The sequence below is a fragment of the Pseudoclavibacter sp. JSM 162008 genome (genome assembly GCF_041366455.1).
GTDB lineage: Bacteria > Actinomycetota > Actinomycetes > Actinomycetales > Microbacteriaceae > Pseudoclavibacter.
Window position 1 is genome coordinate 87,799 of the sequence record NZ_JBEWYX010000012.1, and the last position, 21,081, is coordinate 108,879.

Consider the following 21,081-nt stretch of genomic DNA (forward strand, 5'->3'; position numbering starts at 1 on the left):
GCGACCACAACTCAGCCCTGGGCGGGCGCGCGGGGCGGGCGCACGACGAGGCGCACGATGAGGCCAGCGACCAGCGCCCAGAAGGCGGCGCTGACCCCGCCGATGGCGATTCCGGATGCGGCGGTCGCGAACGTCACGACGGCGGGGACGAGCTCCCCGGTCTCCGCCAGGGCTGCCTTGAGCGAGCTCGCGAGGGTCCCGATGAGCGCGAGCCCGGCGACAGCGGCGATGACACCCGCAGGGGCGAGCAGCACGAGCGCCCCGAACGCGGCGGACGCGACGCCGAGCACGATGACGACGACCCCGTTGGTGACGCTCGCGATCCACCGCCTCGAACGGTCCTCCCCGGCCTCCGGACCGGCCGCGAGGGCGGCGCTGATGGCGGCCAGGTTGACGGCGTGCCCACCTGCCGGGGCTCCCGCGACCGTGCCGATGCCCGTCACGATGAGGGAGCGACGCCATGGGACGTCGTAGCCGAGCCCCTTCATGACGGCGACGCCCGGCACGTTCTGGGAGGCCATCGTCACGAGGTAGAGGGGCAGCGCGATGCCGACCATCCCGGTGACGGAGAACTCTGGCGCCGTGAACTGGATGCGCGGCGCCAGGTCGGCGGCGTCGAGAGAAGCCCCGGAGGCCACGATGTGGACGCCGATGACGATCGCGGCGACGAGGAACGCGATGGGCGCGGCCCAGCGCGGCAGGAAGCGCAGCGCGAGCAGCCACGCGACGACGACAGGTGCCACGGCAAGCGGGTTCTCGGCCATGCCGGTGATCGGACCGAGGCAGAGCTGGAACAGCACCCCCGCGAGCATCGCCTGTGCGACGGAGACGGGGATCCGCGCCACGAGTGCACCGAGCTGTGGGATGAGGCCCGTGACGATGATCAGGATGCCCGTGACGAGGAACGCGCCGACGGCCACGGGCCAGCCGCCCTCGAGCGTGCCCGTCGCCGCGAGCAGCGCCGCTCCCGGCGTGGACCAGGCGACCGTGATGGGCAGACGGGTCCAGGTCGCGAGCAGGATACAGCCGAGGCCCATGGTGACGCTCACCGCGAGGAGCCCGCTCGACGCCTGGTCTGCGCTGGCGCCGACCGCAGTCAGCCCGGTGAGCACGACGATGAACGAGCTCGTGAACGCAACGAGCGCCGACACGACGCCGGCCGAGATGGGGCGCAGGATGCCCTCGCGCGGCTCGACGGTGCTGCTCATCGTGGGGTCCTCGTCTCGTCCGCTCGCGCATCCCGCGATCTGCAGTTCAGCGTAGAGGCAGGGTGGCGGGCGGACGAAACCGCGGGGTCGGTTCAGAAGAGCGTCGGCTGCACCAGCTCGACGGGCAGCAGCCCTGTGAGCGTCACGCTGGCCGACTCGATCTCCGTCGCTGTCGAGGCGACGAGCAGCCGTTCGGCCACGGGCATCCACACGTCGAACGATGCGCTCGAGTCGATGCCCTGATACTTCTCACGGATGGGGCCGAGACCGGTCGGGCGCAGCTCCAGCTTGATGCCGGTCGCGCTGAGGCCGGCGCGGGTGGCTCGGTGGCAGACGCGTTCGACGCACCCCTCGACGACCTCGACGGGCGTGCGATCCGCGCGGGCGTAGCCGGACGTCGACGACTCGGAGGTGAGCGTGGTGCGGTGCCTGATGGGCGAGATCATGGCCTCGTCCGTGCCGGCGCGGATGCGCCACAGCCGCCTCGCCATCGCCGTGCCGCACACACGGAGCAGCTCGTCGCGCGGGATGACGTCGACGTCGCCGATGCGCGCGACGCCCAGCTTGATGAGCCTCGCCTCGGTGCGGGCCCCGATGCCCCAGACGTCGCCGATGGGCAGCTCCGTGCGCAGTTCGAGTTCGCGCGCCGGGTCGATGACGTGCACACCGTCGGGCTTCGCGTTGCGGGACGCGAGCTTCGCCATGAGCTTCGTGCGGCCGATGCCGACGCTGACCGGGATGCGCAGCTCGAGCGCGGCTCGGCGTCGCAGCTCGTGCGCGACCTCCAGCGCGGCCTCCGGCGTGGTCGCTCCGACGTCGAGGAACGCCTCCTCGATCGAGCCGGGCTCGATACCCCTGGCGACCGAGTCGAAGAGCGCGAAGAGCGCATCCCCCACCGCCTCGACCTCCTGCCGGTAGGACTCGACGAGGAGGATGCGCGGGCACAGCTCTCGGGCTTCGGTCACGAGCATGCCCGCGTGGATGCCGTACTCGCGGGCCGGGTGGTTGGCGCTCGCGATGAAGAGGTGCGCCACTGCGGCGACGGGCTTGGCCGCGAGCTCCGGCCGATCCCGCAGGGCGACCGACGCGAAGAACGAATCGGCGTCGGCATGGAGCAGGTACGAGTTCATGACCCCGCCATCGTACCTATGTTCTAGGTCACTTTCGAGGGATCGGCGCGTCGCGTGTCTGACCCTCGTTCGCGCGCTCGGCCCGGCGTAGTGTTATTGCAATTGCAATCGACGGGGAGGCATCATGCACGAACGGTTCGCGACGATCGACTACCACACGGCCGGCGAGCCGTTCCGGATCGTGCCGGACCTCGGCATCCCCATCGACGGCGCTGACGTCGCCAGCAAGCGCGTCTTCGCCGCAGCCTCCCCCGAAGTCGACCGCGCTCGTCGCCTCCTCTGCTTCGAGCCGCGAGGGCACGCCGATATGTACGGGGGCTTCATCGTCGAGCCGGACGACGCCGGCGCTCACCTCGGGGTGCTCTTCTGGCACAAGGACGGCTTCTCGACGGCCTGCGGGCACGGCACGATCGCGCTCGGCGTGTGGGCGATCGAGAGCGGGCTCGTGGCCGCCGATGAGAGCGGGACGACGGTCGTCGTCATCGACGTCCCCTCGGGGAGAGTGACGGCCCGGGTCCGCACGGACCAGGCTGGAACGGTCACCGGGGCCGACTTCATCAACGTGCCCGGGTACGTGCTCGCTCGACGGGTGCCCGTGCAGACGTCCCGCGGTGAAGTGCTCGCCGACATCACCTTCGCCGGGGCCATCTACGCCCAGGTCGACGCGACCGCGGTCGGGCTGTCCATCGAGCCGGAGGACGTGAGCGAGGTCATCGCGTTCGGCCGCGAGGTGAAGTGGCTCCTGAACGACTCGGCGCACGCCGAGCATCCGAGCGACCGACGCCTGAACGGCATCTACGGCACGATCCTGTACTCGGACCACAGCGCGGACGGCGTCGTGCACCAGCGCAACGCGACGGTCTTCGCAGACGGAGAGCTCGACCGCTCTCCCTGCGGGTCCGGCACATGCGCGCGGGTCGCCACGCTGACCGAGGAAGGCATCCTGCCCGTCGGCGGAGAACTGGTGCACGACTCGATCGTCGGCTCGAGATTCCTGGCGCGGGTCGTGGCGGAAGGCGTCGAAGCTGGGCACCGGGCGACGACGACGCAGGTCTCCGGCATCGCCCACAAGACCGGGGAGCATGTGTTCGAGGTCGACCCGAGCGACGAGATGACCCCCGGGTTCGTGCTGCGATGAGCGCCGGCATCCCCTTCCTCGACGCGAGCGATGTCGAGGCCCTGCTCACGCCCACGGCGGCCGTGGATGCGCTGCGCTGTGCCCTCGCGGGCGGCTTCCGTCCCGAGACCGACCACGCGCGCATCTTCGAGCAGCTCGATGGCGGCGAGTTCCTGCTCATGCCCGCGGAGACGGCGACAAGCACCGGCATCAAGGTGCTCACGATCGCGCCGGACAATCCCGCGAGGGGCCTCGCGCGCATCCAGGGCCTCTACGTGCTGTTCGACTCGGCGACGCTCAGCCCGCGCGCGCTCATCGACGGTCCCGCGCTCACCGACATCCGCACTTCGGCCGTCTCGGTCGCGGCGATCAGGGATGCGCTCGAGCGCGACGCCGGAACGCTGGACATCGTCGTGTTCGGAGCGGGCCCACAGGCCCGAGCGCACGTGCGGACGGTCCGCGCGGTGCTCGAGGGCACTCGACTCGTGGGCAGCGTCACCTCGGTGGTCCGCTCCCCCGCCCGCGTGACGACGGGTGCCGACTTCGATGCGGTCGTGGCGGCGGGCAGCGAGGAGGCCGTGGCCGCGACCCGTGCCGCGGGGCTCATCCTCTGCACGACGACCGCCTCGACTCCGCTGTTCGAGGACGATGTCGTGCGCGACGACGCGGTCGTCGTCGCCGTGGGCTCGCACTCGCCGGATGCGCGCGAGCTGCCGGGGGCCCTGCTCGGCCGGTCGGACGTGATCGTCGAGGACATCGGCGCGGCGCTCCGCGAATGCGGCGACGTGGTGCTGGCGATCGACGAGGGGCACCTCGCTGCCGACGACCTCATCCCGATGGGCGACCTCGTGCGAGGCAGCCGCGGCCTTCGCGGCGGGCGGCCCGTCGTGTTCAAGAGCGCTGGCATGTCGTGGGAGGACCTCGTGCTCGCGCAGGCGATCGCCGACGCCGATGGGCGCCGAGGATGAGCCCGGCCGGCTCCAGCGATTCCGGCGGGGGCCGCCGAGATTCCGTCCGACAGCGGGTGGCGGCGGAGCTGCGGGCGGCGCTTGTCGGCGGGGAGCTCGCACCAGGCCAGGTCTACTCGGCGCCCGCCCTCGCCGCGCGCTTTGACTCGTCGGCGACCCCCGTGCGCGAGGCGATGCTCGACCTGGCGCGCGACGGGATGGTCGAGGTCGTTCCGAACACCGGCTTCCGGGTGACGGAGGTCACACGCGCGGAGCTCGACAACCTCGCGGAGGTGCGCCTGCTGCTCGAGGCGCCTGTCATGGGCGACATCGCCGAGTTCCGCAGCGACGACGACGCCACGCGCATCCGATCGCTTCGCCCTCTCGTGGAGGCGATGAAGCGGGCGGAGGAGGCCAGCGACATGGTGGCGTACCTCACGGCCGACACCGCGTTCCACACCGCGTTCCTCGCCATGCACGGCAACCCCGAGCTCGTGCAGATCGTGCGCCGCGCCCGCGAGCGCAGCCGCCTCCACAACCTGGTGCCGCTCGCCGAGGCTGGCCAGCTCACCGCATCCACCCTCGAGCACGAGCAGATGATCGAGGCGGCCCTCGACGGCGACCGCGAGCGGATGCAGGAGATCGTCGCGCGGCACATCGGGCACGTGCGGGGCGAGTGGGCAAAGGCGTGACGCGCGCGACGGAGGTGCGCTGAATGCCGGGCACACCCGGCTCGCGGTGGCCGTGGATCATCGTGCATGCCGTGCTCATCCAGGTGCTCACGTATGCGGTTCGCCCCGGGCTCTCGTTCGCCGTGCTCGAAGCGGGCGGCCAGGAGGCCGTCATCGGCCTGCTCGCGACGTCGTTCGCGCTCCCGGCTCTCCTCCTCGCACTGCCCGCCGGCCGGCTCACGGATGGGCGCGGTGAGCGCACCATCGCGGTGCTCGGCAGTGTCCTGCTCATCGCCGCGATCGGCATCGCGCTGGTGTCACTGCAGAGCGTCGCAGGCCTCATGGTCGCGGCCCTCGTCCTCGGCGTCGGACATCTGCTCAGCATCATCAGCGAGCAGACCGCAGTCGCCAATCGCTCGAAGGTGGGGTCTCGGGAGTCGGCGTTCGGGCTCTACACGCTCGCCGCATCCATCGGCCAGACGCTCGGCCCGCTGCTGCTGGCCATCCCGAACCCCGCCGGCCCTGGCCCGAACCTCTCGCTCGTGTTCTGGTGCGCCGTGGGAGCCGCCGTCCTGCTCGGCGTCGCCAGCCTCTTCCTGGGGAGCGGGTCGCGAGGCGCCAGCACCGCGAAGCGGCCGGGGTCGTTCGCGTCGAGCCGGAAGATCCTGCGCGAGCCAGGCGCGTTCCGGGCGGTCGTCGCGGGCGGAATCGCCATCGCCTCCGTCGACGTGACGCTCGCGTTCTGGCCCGCGCTCAGCACGCAGCCCGGTATCTCCGCGGCGCTCGTGAGCCTCATGCTGACGAGCCGCGCCCTCGCGACGCTCGCCTCCCGGGCGGCCCTCCCCGCGCTCAGTCGACGGCTCTCCCGGCGCATGCTGCTGCTGACCTCGCTGGGAGCGGCTGCCGTGACTCTCGCCCTCACGGGCCTCCCGATCGGCCCGATCTGGCTCGTCGTCGCGGCCGTGCTCTACGGGTTCGCGATCGGTGTCACGCAGCCCATCACGATGGCTTGGCTCACCGACGTTGCGCCGGAGGATCAGCGCGGCCTCGCTCTCTCGCTCCGACTCGTCGGCAACAGGCTCGCCCAGTCGCTCATCCCGGCGGGGGCTGGGCTCCTCACCCCGCTCACCGGGGGCGGCGGGGTGCTCGTCGCCATCGGCGCCTCGCTCGCGGCCGCCGCCACGGTCGCCTACACGCAGAAGAAGCGGGAGTAGCCGGCGGCAAGTGCCGCCTCGTTCAACCGAAGAACCCCGGTGTCCACCTCGAGGGCGCATCCTCGAGGTGACCACCGGGGTCTCCGCTCTGTCGCCCCGCGCCGCCGACGACGTGGCGGCGCGGGAACTCTAGACGCCCGCGGGCTCGCGCTTCCCGAGGCGAACCTTCTTGACGGCGCGTTCCGTCTCGAGGTCGTTGTCGCTGTACCCGAAGAAGTAGGTGAGCGTGAACGAGACCACGAGTGCAGCCGTGGAGGCGATGAGGAATCCGAAGAAGCTGTGGTCGAGCCCTGCAGGGTTCACGAACGACGGGAAGCCGACGAACGCTCCCGTGAAGCCGTACATGTTCACATCCATGAGCCCCGTGAGGAAGCCGCCGATCGCGCCACCGGCGGACGCGGTGATGAAGACCCGACCGTACTTGAGGTTCAAGCCGTACATCGCCGGTTCCGTGATGCCGCAGAACGCCGAGATGGTCGCGGGGCCCGCGAGGGTCTTGATCTTCTGGCTGCGCGTGCGGATCCAGATCGCCAGCGCGCCGCCACCCTGCGCCACCATGGTCGCCGAGATGATCGCGTTGAGCGGCGACGAGCCGTCGATCGCGATCTGCGAGGCGACGAGCGGGATGACCGCCCAGTGCAGGCCGAAGATGACGAGGCACTGGTAGAGGGCGCCGATGATGAGGCCAGCGATCGCGTAGTTGACCTCGAGCACGCCGTTGATGCCGTTGGCGACGCCGCCCGAGATGGTCATGATGATGGGGCCGAAGACCACGAGCATGACGGTCGAGATGATGAAGACCTCGAGCAGCGGCGCGAAGATCATCCGCACGACCGCCGGAATGTACTTCTTGAGCTGCGGCTCGAGCAGCGACGCGAGGTAGGCGGCGACGATGATCGGGAAGATCGAGTACGCGTAGGCGTTGCCCTGCGGCAGCGCCACGGGAATGCCGAAGAAGTCGGCGTTGAAGATCGTGTTGCCGAGCTGGCTGACGACCGTGTAGCCATCGGCCTCGGGGTCCGACATCGACACGACCGAGGGGAACACGAGCACGCCGCCGATGATGGCGACGATGATGGGGTCGGAGCCGAACCTGCGTGCCGCCGTGAACCCGATGATGATGGGCAGGAAGTAGAACATCGACGACGACATCGCGTCGATGAGCGCATAGGTCGAGCTGTCGCTCGCGACGACCCCGAACTGCGTCAGCAGTGCCAGGATGCCCTTCAGGATTCCGGATGCGGCGAGCAGCCCGATCACGGGGATCATCGAGCCGGTGATGACGCCGATGAGCGAGCTGAAGCCGAACTGGAACCACCCGACGATGGTCGTCGGCCGCTCGACTGGCTCGTCGTCAGGCGACGCCTCCCCCGTGCCGCCGATGACACGGACCACGGCGTCGTAGACGTCTTCCACGGCCGGGCCGATGACGACCTGGTACTGGCCGCCTGCCTTGATGACGTCGATGACGCCATCGAGGTTCTTGACGAGGTCGTCGTTGGCCGCTTCCGTGTCCTTCAGCGTGAAGCGAACGCGGGTGATGCAGTGGACGACGTTGCGGATGTTGTCCTTGCCGCCGATGCCCTCGACGATGTCGTAGGCGAGGGCGTCGAATCCGGTCGCGCCGGAGGGGTGCCCGGCGGCCACGGCGATCTTCGCAGTCGTGGGCGAAGCCGCGCTCTGCGCTGACGCCTCCGTTGTTGCCGTTGCCGCTGGCGCCGCCGCTGTCGCATCCGCATCCTGCTCGGGGATGTCGAGGGTCGCAGCTTGCTCGCCGAGCCCGATGGGGCCGGTCGCGGCTTCGACGGAGCCCTTCTTCTGGGCCAGGTTGAGGAAGATCACCATGGTCATGGTGCTCTTGCCCGCGGCTTCGACGGCAGCGAGATCCATGCGCCCGAGCGGCTGCCCGGCCTCGACGCGGTCGTCGACGTCGACGTGCATCGAGAAGGGCGCGCCCTCGAGCTCGACCGTGTCGATGCCCATGTGCACAAGCACCTCGAGGCCGTCGTCGGTGCGGATGCCGAAGGCGTGCGCGGTCTTGGCGACCATGATGACGGTTCCGCTGCACGGCGCGACGACATCGTCTGCGTTCGGCGCGACGGCGAACCCGTCGCCCATGGCCTTCGAGGCGAACATGGGGTCTGGGACATCGGTGATGGCGACCATCGTGCCGGCGAGCGGCGCGACGATGCCTCCGCTGAGTTCGGTCTGGGACATTGCTGCTCCTAGCTTTCGGAAGGTTCGAGGATGATCGCGAGGGCCTCGTACGGCGCGAGCTCGACGTCGGGCGAGCTCGGCGCGGCGGCGCGGTCGATGGTGGAGATGAGCACGCGACCCGAAGTGAACTCGGCCGGCACGTCGATGCGCGTGGGGCTGCCGAGGAAGTTCGCGAGGACGAGCAGGCGCGTCTCGCCGAGCGTGCGCTCGTAGGCGAAGACGTGCGGGTGCTCTGGCGCATACCCGGCTATCTCGCCGTGGCTGATGACGGGGTGCGCCTTCCGCAGCTCGATGAGCCGGCGGTAGTAGGGCAGGATGCGCCCGTTCCGCTCCTCGGCAGCCACGTTGATGAGCGCGGCGTTCGTGGGCCGGAGCCACGGCGTGCCCGAGGTGAAGCCGGCGGTTGGGCCGGGCTCCCACTGCATGGGGGTGCGGGCGTTGTCTCTGGCCTTCGCGCGGACGATCTGCAATGCGTCCTCGTCGGACAGGCCGGTGCCGACAAGCGCCGTGTGCGCGTTGATCGCCTCGACGTCGACGTAGTCGTCGATCGACGTGTACTCGGGGTCGGTCATGCCGATCTCCTCCCCCATGTACACGTACGGCGTGCCGCGGAACAGGTGCAGGAGCGTGGCGTGCATCATCGCCGACTCGACCCGGAACCGGCTCGCGTCGCCGAAGCGGTTGAGCGCGCGGGGCTGGTCGTGGTTGTTCCAGAACAGCGCGTTCCAGCCGCCGCCAGCCTGCATCCCGTCGGCCCACTCCATGAGCACACGGCGCAGCTCGTCGAGCTCGAAGCGCCCGACCGACCACTTCTTGCCGTCGATGTAGTCGACCTTGAGGTGGTGGAAGTTGAACACCATGGAGAGGGCCCCGGATTCGGGATGCGAGTACTCGACGCACCGCTCGATCGAGGTCGAGGACATCTCGCCGACCGTGACGCACCCGGTGTCTTTGCCGTAGGAGGCCTCCGCCAGCTCGCGCAGGAACGTCGTGACGAGCTCGCCGTCGGTGTACATGTACCGGTCGTCGGCACCCTCGGGCGCCGAGGGCAGGTCGACGGGCTTCGAGATGAGGTTGATGACGTCGAAGCGGAACCCGCGCACGCCCTTGAGTCGCCAGAACTCGACGATCTTGGCCATCTCGCTGCGCACTCGAGGGTTGTGCCAGTTGAGGTCCGCCTGCGTGCGGTCGAAGAGGTGCAGGTAGTACTCGTCGGTGTCCCCGAAGCGGTCCCACGCCGCTCCCCCGAACTTGGACACCCAGTTGTTCGGGGGGCCGCCGTCGGCACCCGCCGGCCGCACGAAGTAGAAGTCGCGGTACTCGTCCTCGCCCGCGAGCGCCCGCTGGAACCACTCGTGCTCCGTGGACGTGTGGTTGAGCACCATGTCGAGCATGACGTCGATGCCCGCTGCCCTGAGGCCGGCGACGAGCTCCTCGAAGTCCGCCATCGTGCCCATCTCGGGGTCGATGCGGTAGTAGTCGGAGATGTCGTAGCCGTTGTCAGCCTGCGGCGACGCGAAGAACGGGTTGAACCAGACCATGTCCACGCCAAGCGACGCGATGTACGGGATCTTCCGGATCACACCGCGGAGGTCGCCGACGCCGCTGCCCGTGGAGTCGAGGAAGGACTTCGGGTAGATCTGGTAGACGGTGCTCTGCTGGAAGCCGCCGTTGGATTCGGTACGCATCGGCAGAAGCCTAGGACCGGGGCCGACGCGATTCGGGGCGCTTGCGTGACTGTTGCGTGCCTTTGCGCAACTGGCCGGAACAACCCGCAAGACCGCGAAGCGCGCGCTATCTCGCGGTCGGGTGCCCCGTCGATTCGCGGATGACGAGGCGCGTCTCGAGCGTGACCGCCTCGCTCGGCGGGTCACCCTGCAGGGCACGCAACGCCATCGACGCCGCGAGGTGTCCTTGCTGGCGTGCAGGCTGCGCAATCGTGGTGAGGTGCATGAGGCTCGCGATGGGGCTGTCGTCGACCCCGATGATCGAGAGGTCCTCGGGGATGCGCACCCCGGCCTTGCGGAACGCGGACATCATGCCGGAGGCGAGGTCGTCGGACGACGCGAAGACCGCATCGGGCAGGCGCTCCCCGGCCAGCAGCTGCTCCGCGGCGACCTGGCCCGCCGTGGGGCCGAACGGCACCTGCACCTGCCAGCTCGGGTCGAGTCCGGCGCGCTGCATGCGGGACTCGAAGCCCTCGGCTCGGCGGCGGGAGGCGTTGCCTGGCGTGCCCTCGTGGTCGGTGCTCGACGCGTAGACGATGCTCGTGCATCCGCCGTTGATGAGGGAGTTCGTGGCCTGCTGGCCGACGACGACGTCGTCGATGCCGACGCTCGCGACGCCCTCGACAACGGATCCGGCTACGACGACGGGAACGCCGAGGCGCCGCACGTCAGGGACCGGCATGCGATGCGGCATCGGCACGAGCACCACGACGTCGCTGCTGCGGGAGAGCGCGGTGGCTTCGAAGAGCTTGGTCCGTTCACGCCCGGAGAGCCCCTGGTAGACGGTGAGCGTCGCGCCCGTCGGGGTGAGCACGTCGTGGAGTCCGGCGAGGATGGAGCCGAAGACCCAGCGGTCAGGCTCCGGGATGACGGCCGTGATCCGCCCGGCGGTTCGGGCGTCCCGGTTCTGCTCTCGGCCGATGTCGTCGGCCAGGTACCCCTGGGCCCGCGCGATCCTGCGGATCTCCGCGCGCTTCGCCGTGGAGACGCCGGGCACGCCGCTGAGCGCCCGCGAGACGGTGGAGACGGAGACGCCCGCGGCGGCGGCGATGCCGGCCATGCCAACGGGCGAGGTGTCTTCTGGCTCCATGATCGCGACTATAGCCGTTCGGATACGGGCAAGGACCTCGCCCGGGAGGCCCGTGTGAGCGCCACGACGGAAATCGGGCCGCCGGCTCCGGGAGGAGCAGACGGCCCGAGTTCACGGTGCCGACGTGACTAGTGCGCCGCCGCGGCGTCCTCCTCGTAGTCGGTCTTCGGCAGTAGCCACCCGCGGTCAGGCGCGATGCTGACGCGGACGCAGTCCATGGGCCGGAGGATGTCCTCGACGGACGGGTCGGACACCTGCGCGACGATGGTGCCGGTGTCCGTCTCGATCTCGTACTCGACGCTGTCGCCGTGGAAGATCGCGTTGAGCACGCGACCGATGTCCCCGTGCACGTCTGCCGCATCCACCCGCTCCGAGAGGCGAACCGACTCCGGCCTGATCATGAGCAGCACCTCCGTGTCGATCGTGACCCCGTCCTGGCAGTCGGTCTCGAATTCGCGCCCGAGCGCGACGACGCGCGCTCGGCCGTTGGTGGGCTCGGCGAGCAGGGTCGCGTCGAGGAAGGTTGCCCGGCCGATGAAGTCGGCGACGAAGACCGACTCTGGGCGACGGTAGACGGTGTCCGGCACATCCACCTGCTCGATCCGACCCCGGTTCATCACGACGATCCGGTCGGAGAGGGTCATCGCCTCGTCCTGATCGTGGGTGACGAAGATGCTCGTGATGCCGAGGCGACGCTGGAGGCGCCGGATCTCGTTGCGCATGAGCACACGCAGCTTCGCGTCGAGGTTCGACAGGGGCTCGTCGAAAAGCAGCACCTTCGGGCGCATGACGAGGGCCCTGGCGAGGGCGACACGCTGCTGCTGGCCGCCCGAGAGCTGGTGCGGGGCACGGTCGGCGAAGTTCATGAGGTTCATGATCGTAAGGACGGTGTCGACCTCCTCGCGCATCCGCGCCGCCGGCATCTTCTTGAGCTTGAGGCCGTAGGACACGTTCTCGCGCACCGACAGGTGCGGGAACAGCGCGTACGACTGGAACACCATCGACATGGGTCGCTGGTTGGGGGCGACGCGGATCATGTCCGCACCGTCGAGTTCCAGCTCGCCGGAGGTCGGCTCCTCGAAGCCGGCGATCATGCGCAGCGTCGAGGTCTTGCCGCAGCCGGACGGGCCCAGGAGGGTGATGAACTCGCCAGGCTCGATCTCCAGGTCGATGGAGTCGACCGCGAGCGGGTCGTCCGCTTTCGCGCCGTACCGCTTCGTCAGCTTGCGGAGTGTGATGCGGCCGAGCGCGGCCTCTGGGTCGAGGCCGACGGCCTCGGCGAGGCCTTCGACGGAGTCAACGACGGTGTGTGCGACCACGGAAGATCACCTTTCGGACGAGGAAGTTGATGATGAGGATGAGCGTCAGCACGATGAGGATCAGCACCGTGCAGTACGCAAACGCGTTCCCGAATCGGCCGGAGTCGACCTCGGCGAGGATCTGCGAGGTCATGATCTTGATGCCGGGCGTGGTCAGGAACACGATGGGCGACAGGGTTGTCATCGACCGCGCGAACGCGAACGTGAGGCCGGTGAGGAGCGCCGACTGGATGAGCGGCAGCGTGACCTTGCGGAAGGTCGTGCCAGAGCCCGCGCCGAGCGAGGTTGAGGCCTCCTCGATGGCGGGGTGGATCTGGTTCAGCGCTGCGATGCCCGAGCGCTGACCGGACGGCAGCGACCTCGTGATGTAGACCATGACGATCGCGATGCCACCGGCGAAGGCGGCGCTGCCTCCCGCGAGCGCGGGCAGGATCTGCACGCCGAAGATGGTCGTGGGCGTGATGTAGCTGAGCGCGTAGCCGATGCCGAGCACCGTGCCAGGCACGGCGAGCCCGAGCATCCCGACGAAGTCGAGGATGCCGGCCGTGCGCCGAAGCTTGCGCACCACGAGCCAGGCGATGAGCATCCCGAGCACACCCGCGATGGGTGCTGCGATGAGGGCCAGGGTGGCGGTGTCGGTCATCGCCTTCGAGCCGATGCCCGTGAGCACGAATTGGAAGTGCTCGAGGGTGAACTCGTTGTTGACGCCTGGCACCTTCATGAAGCCGCCGGACAGCACGGTCAGGTAGATGGTGACGATGAGCGCGCTGATCGAGCCGACGAGCAGGAGGATGGGCACGCGGATGCTCGCGGCGGTGATCTGCTCGGATCGCCCGGTCGGCTTCCCGGTCACGGTCACGACGCTCCTCTTCGACACCCAGTAGCGCTGCACGAGGAACACGAGGAGGGCCGGGACGAGGATCGTGAGCGAGTAGGCGGCACCGGCACTCGTGTTGTAGTCGCCCGTGACGGCGAGGTACGCCCTGCTGGCGAGCACCGTGTAGTCGCCGCCGAGGACGAGCGGGTTGGCGAGGTCGGCGATCGACTCCACGAACAGCAGCAGGAAGGAGCCCGCGAAGCCGGGGACCAGCATGGGGATGGTGACGGAGAAGAACACCTTGAGCTTGCTCGCGCCGAGACCGGCGGCGGCCTCGTCGAGGCTCGGGTCGAGCGACTCGAGCATGCCCCGAAAGTTCATGTAGGCGACGGGGAAGAAGGAGTGGGAGAGGACGATCACGAGGCCGGTGAGGCCGTAGATGTCACCCTTGATGCCGAAGATGCCGTTGCTGATCGCGCCGTTGCGCCCGAAGAGCGTGATCACGGCGGTCGCGACCGCGAAAGGCGGTGCGACGATCGGGACCATCGCGAGCAGGTGCAGTGCGCGCTTCCCACGGAACGCGACCCGCACCTGGGCGAAGGCGAACAGGAAGCCGATGATCGTCCCGATCACGCCGACGATCAGTCCGAGGGTGAGGGTGTTGAGGATGATGCGGTGGTTGACAGGGTCGGTGACGATGCTGCCGAGCACGGCGAGGCCGTCCGGGGCGAAGGCCGCGGACAGGAGGCTCACCACCGGGTAGCCGATGAGCAGCAGGAGGACGAGGGCGACGGCGAGGCCGAGGATCACGACGCTGCGATCGGCGCGTGCTCGCGTTCGTGGAGCCGGGCGCTTGCCGCGCCTGGGGGCGGCCGGGGTCGCGGGCGGCGTGACGCCGCCCGCGACTGCTTCGAGTGTGGAGGTCATTGTTCGTCTGCGCTTCTACTCCTTCGGAGCAGGCGCCACCTCCGCGTCGAACCGTCCCGTGAGCTCGTTGCGTGCCTTGCCTGCGGCGTCGATGTCGGCGTGCACGAGCTGGAGCGTGTCGAAGTCGACCATGTCCTCGGTGATCGTCGCGTCGGGGTTCGTCGGCACGCTGTAGCTGCCGACCGTCGCGGCGAGGTCCTGCGCCTCGGCCGTCAGGCTCCAGTCGATGAACGCCTTGGCGCCTTCCGGGTTCTTGGCGTTCTTGATGAGGGAGACGGCCCCGACCTCGTAGCCGGTTCCCTCTGACGGGAACGTCGTCTCGAGGTTCGTGAAGCCCTCGTTCACGAACTTCTGGCAGTCCTGGGCGAAGATCACGCCCGTGGCGACCTCGCCGCGGCCCGACATCTGGCCGGGTGCGCTGCCGCTCTTCGAGTACTGGAGGATGTTCGAGTGGAGCTTCCCGAAGAAGTCGATCGCCGCATCCTGGTCGCCGTCGTTCAGCTCGACCTCGGTCCACAGCGCCTGGTACGCCGTGCCTGAGGTTCCGGGGTGCGCCATCGCGATGTTGCCCTTGAACTTGGGGTCGAGCAGGTCATCCCACGAGGTGGGAGCCTCGGCGCCGATCTCCTCGAGCACGTCCGTGTTCGAGCAGAAGCTCAGCGCGCCGACGTAGACGCCGGTCCAGGTGCCGTCGGCGTCCTTGTACTCGTCGGGGATCTGCTCCGCGTTCGGGGAGGTGTACGGCTCGAGGAGGCCCGACTCGTCGGCCGCGAGGTGCCCTTCAGCGCCTCCGCCGAACCACGCGTCGAACTCAGGAGTCTCGCCGGTCGCGCTGAGGCGGGCGACCGCTTCACCGCCGCTCAGGCGGACGTAGTTGGCGGGGATGCCGGACGCGGCCGTGAACTCGGCGGCGATGAGCTGGCACCAGTCCTCCTGCGGGCTGCAGATGAACGTGACGGGTTCACTCGAGCCGCCAGCTTCAGTGCCTGCACCAGCCGAGCAACCGGCGAGGAGAGCAGTGGCGGCGGTTGCCGCTACTGCGAGAGGAAGCATTTTGCGTTGCATGCTGGAGAACTCCTTTGTTCTTGTTTCCGTGCTTTCGAGCATCAGGACGCTGTGCCTGACGATGCCAAAGCTAGGAGCGGGGCGGGCATCCGTCCGTGACAGCTTGGTGATGCTCGGTGACAGCTTCGTCACCGAGCGGCTGCGGGACCCGGGCTCACCTGGGCTTGGCGGGCGTCGCCAGCCGTCAGCGGTCGGCGCGGAGCAGGTAGCCGGTGCCTCGCACGCTCTCGATGGCCGCGGCGCTGCCGGGCACCGCGGCTTCGAGCTTGTGGCGCATCCGGTAGATCGCCGCCTTGATCATCTCCCGGTCTCCGTGGCGGTCGTACTCGCCCCAGCACATGAGCAGCAGCTGCGAGAAGTCGAGCGGCGAATTCGGATGCGAGATGAGGGCGGCCAGCAGCTTGTACTCGGTGTTGGTGAGCGACACCCGCTCGGTCCCGACGATCACGTCGTGGCTCGCGGGGTCGAGCTCAAGACGGACACCCGCGGTGACGACGACGCGTGACGAGTCCGTGCGCCGCACCAACCGCTGCGCTCGAAGGGCGAGCTCGCGGGGGTGGAACGGCTTCGCGACGTAGTCGTCGGCCTCCGCCTCCAGCCCAGCGATGCGATCGGAGACCTCGCCCTTCGCCGTGACGAGCATGACGGGCACGTCCCAGCGCGACTTGATGCGCTGGCAGAGCGAGATGCCCGAGATGCCCGGCAGCATGATGTCGAGCACCACGAGGTCGGGCGGGAGCGCTCGAGAGCGGACCAGGCTGCCTCGGCCGAACGGAACGACTCCGTGGTGAACCCCTGCGTCTCGAGCGCGAAGGTGACGATGTCGAGCATCGCGGGTTCATCATCGACGACGAAGGCGAGGCTGCTCGGCGCGGTCATCGGCGCCGCCGTCGAAGCGACGGGTCGGCGAGCGGCAGCGTGAACATCATGGTCGTCCCTTTCCCGGAGATCGTGTCGACGTGGATGCGCCCGCCCTGCAGCTCCACGAACTGCTGCGAGATGAAGAGCCCGATCCCGGTTCCGTTGCCGAGCGGCCGGCCGCTCGAGAAGCGACTGAAGAGCGGCGCGTGGTCAGCGGGTCTGGGGATGCAGTAGACGTGCGCATGCGGCTCCTTCATCTGCGGGTGGGACGCGGTGTCAGTGCGCAATGGCCCGCACCCAAAAGTGGGTACGGGCCATCGCGCAGGTCAGGCAGCTGCTGCTACCTGGTGTGGACTACTCCGCGATCTGCTCGGCGGTCTTGAGCTCACGCTTTGCGCGGACGCGCTGCGTGATCAGGAGGGCCACGGCGGCTGCGAGGAGCACGCCTGCGGTGCCGAGTCCGAGCGGGAGCATGCCGTCAGCACCCGTCGTTGCCAGCGGAGGCGTTGCTACCGGAGGAGTCGACGGCGCAGGAGGCGTCGTCGCTGCTGGCGGCGTAGTCGGCACGGGCGGGAGCGGGTTCACGACCGTGGTCTCGTTCGGAGCTCCACAGTCGCCCTTGCCGATGACCTTGCCGGACGGGTCGCGCAGCGTCTCGATCCAGTTGAGGTTACCGACCGTCGCCGTCACGTACTCCTCCGAGGTGTACTCGCCAGCCTTGGAGATCTCGATGGGCGAGCCCTTGGTGTCGAAGACCTTGTTGGCGTCCTCGCAGACGAGCTTTTCGCCGGTTTTCTGGATGAAGGCCGCGAACGTGATGGTCGAGCCCTTCTTGACCTCGCCGGTCACGATTGCCACGTCGTGCGCCTTGTCGCCCACGGTCACGGTCGGGATGGCCTTGGTCGTGATGGTCGGGAGGGGCTTGACGACGGTGGTCTCGTTCGGAGCTCCGCACTCGCCCTTGCCGATGACCTTGCCGGACAGGTCGCGCAGCGTCTCGATCCAGTTGAGGTTGCCGACATCCTTGGTCGTGTACTTGCCGGACGTGTACTCGCCGGCCTTGGAGATCTCGATGGGCGAGTTCTTCGTGTCGAACACCTTGTTGGTGTCGTCGCAGACGAGCTTTTCGCCCTTCTTCTGGATGAACGCTTCGAACGTGACCTTCGAGCCAGCCTGGACTTCGCCCTTCACGATCGCGACGTCGTGCGCGTCGTCACCGACCGTGACTGCGGCGATCGCCTTGGTCGTGATCGTCGGGACGGGCGGCAGAGGCACGTCAACGCGTGCCTGACCCGAGAACTCCCACGGGAACTCCTTCGGGCCTGCACCGAGGAGCGTCTTCTGTGCGTCGCCGCGGTCAGCGACGCCCCAGACGGAAACCTCTGCCGGGTATCCCTTGACGGTGCCCGCGACGGTTCCGGAGAACGACGTGGATGCGCCTGGAGCGGCGACAGGTGCCGTGTAGGTGTACGACTCGTCCAGGTTGACCGTCTTGCTCGAGCTGCCGTCCTCGAACGTCGCCCCGGTGAGGGTGAGCGTTCCGGAGGATGCGCCGGTCGCCTTGGCGGTGACGGTGCCGGTCGCTGGCGTCGAACCCTCAACGAACTCGACTGATCCTTCGACGGGTGCGGTCGCTGCGGTGACGGCTGCGGATGCGTCGGTGATGTTGTTGAAGTACTGCTCGACCGTGACGCCCGCATCACCCATGAGGGAGGTGTATCCAGTCACGCCGCCCTTGGAGGCGAACGTTCCGGGGTCGATGGCCGACCAGATGAACAGCTGCGCTGCAGCTGCGGAGTAGTCGTCCGTGTCCGCGAACTGCTCGATGGCCCAGTTCACCTGAGCGAGCGTGTCGCCGGATGCCTCCTTCCAGGTCGAGACGGTCTCTTCCTGCACGCTCTCGCCAAGGCCTGGCCAGACCTCGTTCTCTTCCTCGCCGCAGAGCACGTACTCGCCACTCTCGGTCAGGTAGGAGCCGATGAGGCCGCGGTCCCGGCACGGATGCCGTGACCGTGGGTGGCCGCCTGGGCGGCTGGTGCGGATGCGACGAGGAGACCGGCCTCGATTGCGACGGCTCCCGTTCCCGCGAGAATGGCACGCATACGGGCCCCGATGTTGGCTGTCATGCTTCCCTCCGAGCTGAACGAACAAGTTTGGTGGTGATGCCCGCGGCAACCGCGAGCAGTCCGGCAAGCCCCACGCCGGTGAGGGTGTCCTCGCTGCCTGTCTGGGCGAGTGACGTCGAGCCAGATGTGCTGGCGACGTCAGAGCTGGACGATGAATCCGTCTCACTCCACGCGGTGTCGTCGGACTGACCGACGGGAGCTGCTTGCTCAGGAACCGCGAGGATGGGCGACGTTCCAGTGCCGATCCCTCCCAGCACGCTGGGCGTCACCGGGTCGACAGGATCAGGAGTCTCCACCGGATCCGTGGTCTCGACCGGATCCGTGGTCGGCTCTGGGTCAGCGGACTCGGCTGGGTCGGTGGACTCGATGGGTTGCGAGCCTCCAGTGTCCAGACTCGGAGCGTCAATGGTGACGCTGGATTCGGGTGGTGATTCTGATGCGGTGGCGTGAGCCACTGGGGCGGTCAGCATGAGCAAACCTGCCCCACAGACGGCGGCCGCGGCCGCGCCCAGCCCTCGTGTAGACGGCATGTGCGTCCTCTCGATTAGCGAACATGTTCACCACCCATTGACGAGACACCGACCGTTTACGCACGAAACGCGCACGAATTCAGGAAGTTCCATTCACGAATGTCCGTGGTCGCCACTAGCGTGCAGACATGCCTTGGATCCGCTACCCGTTCAGCATCATCGGTGTCATGTTCAACCCGTTCGCGTGGATGCCCGCGATCTTGATCACGTTCCTGTGGTTGTGCACGTTCTGGCTCGGCCAGTCCCTCATCGCTACCTTCGTTCTGTCGAGGTTCTGGGCGAACGAGTACCTCCAGCACCCTGGAGTGTTCACGTTCTCGGACGCACTGTGGTGGTGGACGGGCATCATCGCGCTCAACTGGGTGCTGTTGATCGCCTGGCTTGTCCGTCGACAGGATGCGTGGGCCAGGATCCGCCGTCAGTGGCGGCGAAGCATGCCGGTCGCACGCCCCGAGCAGAAGTGGGCGGAGTTCACTCGTGAGCAACGCCAAGGTGGACTGGCCTGAGACTCACTCCGGCTGGATCTAGGCCACCCGTTTCTTAGCGCGCAGGGCTCGGTCCCCGAGAGCCAGCCTGCGGCTGGGGTTGCCGCGCGATCGCTCTGCGCTGCGCTCCGATCGATCCCACGCCTCCAAGGGGAGGTTGCCTGAGCGTTCGAGGTGGTGATGTTCCCGGAATGGTAGTCACCGTGCGCTCGAGTTTTCGAGGTGGTGGGGGAAAGCCAAGGTCAAGCTCAGCGAGAATCAGGCATGGGTACGTTTATCGGGATGAAAGCGAGCCAGTCATGAGTGTGTCGGGACTAGTGGAGATCCGCGTCGAGGACGACGCAGAAGTGATTCGCGCGGTGCGCGTGGTATCGAGTGCGCTGATCGTCGGTTTCGACTCACAGCATGTCGACGCGGACGGTCAGTTGGGAGGCGCGATCGTGTCGAAGATCTTCGACGGTGCGGAAGACATGGCTCCGGTTCCCTCACAGACGCTGGTCGCTTGGGACCTGGAGCTGGGTGGAGTTCCCGGCGCTGCGACAGTTGAGTCGTACGCGCCGCTCGGGCTGCTGGATCTCCCATTGGACCAGGCGCAGCTCATCGCCCGCACGCACTACGTGCTCTCGGCACTCTGGGTCCGTGATGCCGCGCGCAGCCGCGGGCGCGGAGGGTCACTCTCGGAAGGTGCGGCTGGCCTGGTCGTTTGCAGCGGTGGGCGCTACCTCGACGGGTTCGTCGACGACCGAAACGGCAGCGACGGGTTCTACATGCGTGCGGGAGCCGCTGTGGGCCCTCATGACGTCGGCTTGCCAGCACGCCATCCAACGTACGTAGTTGGCGACCATCCTCCCGGTCTTCACGGGCGCTGGTTCCACATCGATTGCGTAGAACCAGCTCGGGGAACGGCCATCGGCGATCTGCCGCTGGCCGTGAGGAAAGCGCCGGCTAAGACTTGTCAGCGCGAACGTCGATCAGTTCCCAACCCTCTGGCACAAGGGCTGCAACGTTCGCCTTCGCTTCCTCGTAGGACTCACCCCCGGCCCAGCGCCTGCCTCGTAGTGGGACGAATGAGTGCAATGAGCTGGACCATCCGCGTAACCTACGACGCCATCCACCCACCGGTTGGTCTCGACGTTCGCCACGTCGAGGTACTTGAAGTGCTCAAACCGGATGGCAGCGTTGTCGACCCAGACCGCTGACGAACTCAACCCGCGCACCAGGAGGACGCGGGAAGTGCCTGGGTAGACGGCGGCATCTTCTCCTAGAGGAGCCAAGATGAGCCGCCCCGCCGTCACACAGCCAACGGCACCCAGTAGACGTCCTCTGGTGTACGTAGCTTTGGCGCCGGTGTTCTCGATTCGAGCACATCGCAGCATGAGCGCAGCTAGTGTCGTGTGTCGCTTCTTGTAGACGCTTCCTGTTAGGAACCTTCATTTTCGGGAGGCCTCAACCTCTACCTACGCGCCGCCCGCTCCTACACTCTCGATTGCGATGAGCCCTTAGGGCTCATCGCGTTTGAGAGTGTAGAGAGGGCCTGAATCCTCCGGTCTCGAGGAGTGATCTTGCGATGTAGTGGGTCAGGTTCCGGAAGCCGAGCGCGATACCGCGGAGGTGCTCGAGGCGCCCGTTA

General features: G+C 68.1%; 18 protein-coding genes. 6 read left to right on the forward strand and 12 right to left on the reverse strand.

Annotated elements, in window-relative coordinates:
• Window positions 1-11: 11 nt before the first annotated feature.
• The gene (locus tag ABVF28_RS11480) at window positions 12-1,208 is read right to left on the reverse strand and encodes a benzoate/H(+) symporter BenE family transporter (RefSeq protein ID WP_371030545.1); all 1,197 of its coding nucleotides are present in this window, start codon (window positions 1,206-1,208) and stop codon (window positions 12-14) included.
• 92 nt (window positions 1,209-1,300) lie between these two features.
• Complete coding sequence (locus tag ABVF28_RS11485; protein WP_371030546.1) at window positions 1,301-2,338, reverse strand: DNA polymerase IV; 1,038 nt, start codon at window positions 2,336-2,338, stop codon at window positions 1,301-1,303.
• Between the two features lie 124 nt (window positions 2,339-2,462).
• On the opposite strand from ABVF28_RS11485, the gene ABVF28_RS11490 reads away from it, so the two are divergent.
• From ABVF28_RS11490 to ABVF28_RS11505, 4 genes are read left to right on the forward strand one after another with little or no spacing between them, the layout of a single operon-like run.
• Window positions 2,463-3,476, forward strand: a complete 1,014-nt coding sequence (locus ABVF28_RS11490; RefSeq protein ID WP_371030547.1) for a proline racemase family protein — start codon at window positions 2,463-2,465, stop codon at window positions 3,474-3,476.
• Window positions 3,473-4,423, forward strand: a complete 951-nt coding sequence (locus ABVF28_RS11495) for an ornithine cyclodeaminase family protein (RefSeq protein ID WP_371030548.1) — start codon at window positions 3,473-3,475, stop codon at window positions 4,421-4,423. Before ABVF28_RS11490 ends, ABVF28_RS11495 begins: the two co-directional genes overlap by 4 nt.
• Window positions 4,420-5,094 (forward strand): GntR family transcriptional regulator, encoded by a 675-nt coding sequence (locus ABVF28_RS11500; RefSeq protein WP_371030549.1) that lies wholly within the window; start codon window positions 4,420-4,422, stop codon window positions 5,092-5,094. Before ABVF28_RS11495 ends, ABVF28_RS11500 begins: the two co-directional genes overlap by 4 nt.
• A gap of 23 nt (window positions 5,095-5,117) precedes the next feature.
• Window positions 5,118-6,287, forward strand: coding sequence for an MFS transporter (locus tag ABVF28_RS11505; RefSeq protein ID WP_371030550.1), 1,170 nt, complete (start codon window positions 5,118-5,120; stop codon window positions 6,285-6,287).
• Between the two features lie 129 nt (window positions 6,288-6,416).
• Here ABVF28_RS11505 and ABVF28_RS11510 read toward each other — a convergent pair whose 3' ends face one another.
• The 10 genes from ABVF28_RS11510 to ABVF28_RS11555 form a co-directional block, all read right to left on the reverse strand.
• Window positions 6,417-8,504, reverse strand: a complete 2,088-nt coding sequence (locus ABVF28_RS11510; protein WP_371030551.1) for a glucose PTS transporter subunit IIA — start codon at window positions 8,502-8,504, stop codon at window positions 6,417-6,419.
• Between the two features lie 8 nt (window positions 8,505-8,512).
• Window positions 8,513-10,192 (reverse strand): alpha,alpha-phosphotrehalase, encoded by a 1,680-nt coding sequence (locus ABVF28_RS11515; protein WP_371030552.1) that lies wholly within the window; start codon window positions 10,190-10,192, stop codon window positions 8,513-8,515.
• Window positions 10,193-10,298: 106 nt separating this feature from the next.
• Window positions 10,299-11,321 (reverse strand): LacI family DNA-binding transcriptional regulator, encoded by a 1,023-nt coding sequence (locus ABVF28_RS11520; protein ID WP_371030553.1) that lies wholly within the window; start codon window positions 11,319-11,321, stop codon window positions 10,299-10,301.
• Window positions 11,322-11,449: 128 nt separating this feature from the next.
• The gene (locus ABVF28_RS11525; RefSeq protein ID WP_371030554.1) at window positions 11,450-12,640 is read right to left on the reverse strand and encodes an ABC transporter ATP-binding protein; all 1,191 of its coding nucleotides are present in this window, start codon (window positions 12,638-12,640) and stop codon (window positions 11,450-11,452) included.
• Entirely contained in the window at window positions 12,618-14,384 is a 1,767-nt protein-coding gene (locus ABVF28_RS11530; RefSeq protein WP_371030555.1) for an ABC transporter permease, read from the reverse strand. The genes ABVF28_RS11525 and ABVF28_RS11530 overlap by 23 nt, the downstream gene beginning before the upstream one ends.
• 15 nt (window positions 14,385-14,399) lie before the next feature.
• The gene (locus ABVF28_RS11535) at window positions 14,400-15,449 is read right to left on the reverse strand and encodes an ABC transporter substrate-binding protein (RefSeq protein ID WP_371030556.1); all 1,050 of its coding nucleotides are present in this window, start codon (window positions 15,447-15,449) and stop codon (window positions 14,400-14,402) included.
• A 184-nt stretch (window positions 15,450-15,633) separates the two neighbouring features.
• Window positions 15,634-16,173, reverse strand: coding sequence for a winged helix-turn-helix domain-containing protein (locus ABVF28_RS11540; protein ID WP_371030557.1), 540 nt, complete (start codon window positions 16,171-16,173; stop codon window positions 15,634-15,636).
• A 151-nt stretch (window positions 16,174-16,324) separates the two neighbouring features.
• Window positions 16,325-16,597, reverse strand: a complete 273-nt coding sequence (locus tag ABVF28_RS11545; protein ID WP_371030558.1) for an ATP-binding protein — start codon at window positions 16,595-16,597, stop codon at window positions 16,325-16,327.
• 67 nt (window positions 16,598-16,664) lie between these two features.
• On the reverse strand, window positions 16,665-18,257 hold the full coding sequence (locus ABVF28_RS11550) for a hypothetical protein (protein WP_371030559.1): 1,593 nt from the start codon (window positions 18,255-18,257) through the stop codon (window positions 16,665-16,667).
• Between the two features lie 17 nt (window positions 18,258-18,274).
• Complete coding sequence (locus ABVF28_RS11555) at window positions 18,275-18,436, reverse strand: hypothetical protein (protein ID WP_371030560.1); 162 nt, start codon at window positions 18,434-18,436, stop codon at window positions 18,275-18,277.
• Between the two features lie 658 nt (window positions 18,437-19,094).
• Here ABVF28_RS11555 and ABVF28_RS11560 point away from each other — a divergent pair.
• A complete protein-coding gene (locus tag ABVF28_RS11560) occupies window positions 19,095-19,472 on the forward strand; it encodes a hypothetical protein (protein WP_371030561.1) in 378 nt (125 codons plus the stop codon).
• Between the two features lie 278 nt (window positions 19,473-19,750).
• Window positions 19,751-20,650: a hypothetical protein gene (locus ABVF28_RS11565; protein ID WP_371030562.1), complete on the forward strand. Its 900-nt coding sequence runs from the start codon at window positions 19,751-19,753 to the stop codon at window positions 20,648-20,650.
• The last annotated feature ends 431 nt before the right edge of the window (window positions 20,651-21,081 follow it).

What these genes read in the sequence shown, in the direction of transcription:
- ABVF28_RS11480 (WP_371030545.1), bottom strand. Translation starts at nt 1,208, where the DNA reads ATGAGCAGCACCGTCGAGCCGCGCGAGGGCATCCTGCGCCCCATCTCG.
- ABVF28_RS11485 (WP_371030546.1), bottom strand. Translation starts at nt 2,338, where the DNA reads ATGAACTCGTACCTGCTCCATGCCGACGCCGATTCGTTCTTCGCGTCG.
- ABVF28_RS11490 (WP_371030547.1), top strand. Translation starts at nt 2,463, where the DNA reads ATGCACGAACGGTTCGCGACGATCGACTACCACACGGCCGGCGAGCCG.
- ABVF28_RS11495 (WP_371030548.1), top strand. Translation starts at nt 3,473, where the DNA reads ATGAGCGCCGGCATCCCCTTCCTCGACGCGAGCGATGTCGAGGCCCTG.
- ABVF28_RS11500 (WP_371030549.1), top strand. Translation starts at nt 4,420, where the DNA reads ATGAGCCCGGCCGGCTCCAGCGATTCCGGCGGGGGCCGCCGAGATTCC.
- ABVF28_RS11505 (WP_371030550.1), top strand. Translation starts at nt 5,118, where the DNA reads ATGCCGGGCACACCCGGCTCGCGGTGGCCGTGGATCATCGTGCATGCC.
- ABVF28_RS11510 (WP_371030551.1), bottom strand. Translation starts at nt 8,504, where the DNA reads ATGTCCCAGACCGAACTCAGCGGAGGCATCGTCGCGCCGCTCGCCGGC.
- ABVF28_RS11515 (WP_371030552.1), bottom strand. Translation starts at nt 10,192, where the DNA reads ATGCGTACCGAATCCAACGGCGGCTTCCAGCAGAGCACCGTCTACCAG.
- ABVF28_RS11520 (WP_371030553.1), bottom strand. Translation starts at nt 11,321, where the DNA reads ATGGAGCCAGAAGACACCTCGCCCGTTGGCATGGCCGGCATCGCCGCC.
- ABVF28_RS11530 (WP_371030555.1), bottom strand. Translation starts at nt 14,384, where the DNA reads ATGACCTCCACACTCGAAGCAGTCGCGGGCGGCGTCACGCCGCCCGCG.
- ABVF28_RS11535 (WP_371030556.1), bottom strand. Translation starts at nt 15,449, where the DNA reads ATGCAACGCAAAATGCTTCCTCTCGCAGTAGCGGCAACCGCCGCCACT.
- ABVF28_RS11555 (WP_371030560.1), bottom strand. Translation starts at nt 18,436, where the DNA reads ATGACAGCCAACATCGGGGCCCGTATGCGTGCCATTCTCGCGGGAACG.
- ABVF28_RS11560 (WP_371030561.1), top strand. Translation starts at nt 19,095, where the DNA reads ATGCCTTGGATCCGCTACCCGTTCAGCATCATCGGTGTCATGTTCAAC.
- ABVF28_RS11565 (WP_371030562.1), top strand. Translation starts at nt 19,751, where the DNA reads ATGAGTGTGTCGGGACTAGTGGAGATCCGCGTCGAGGACGACGCAGAA.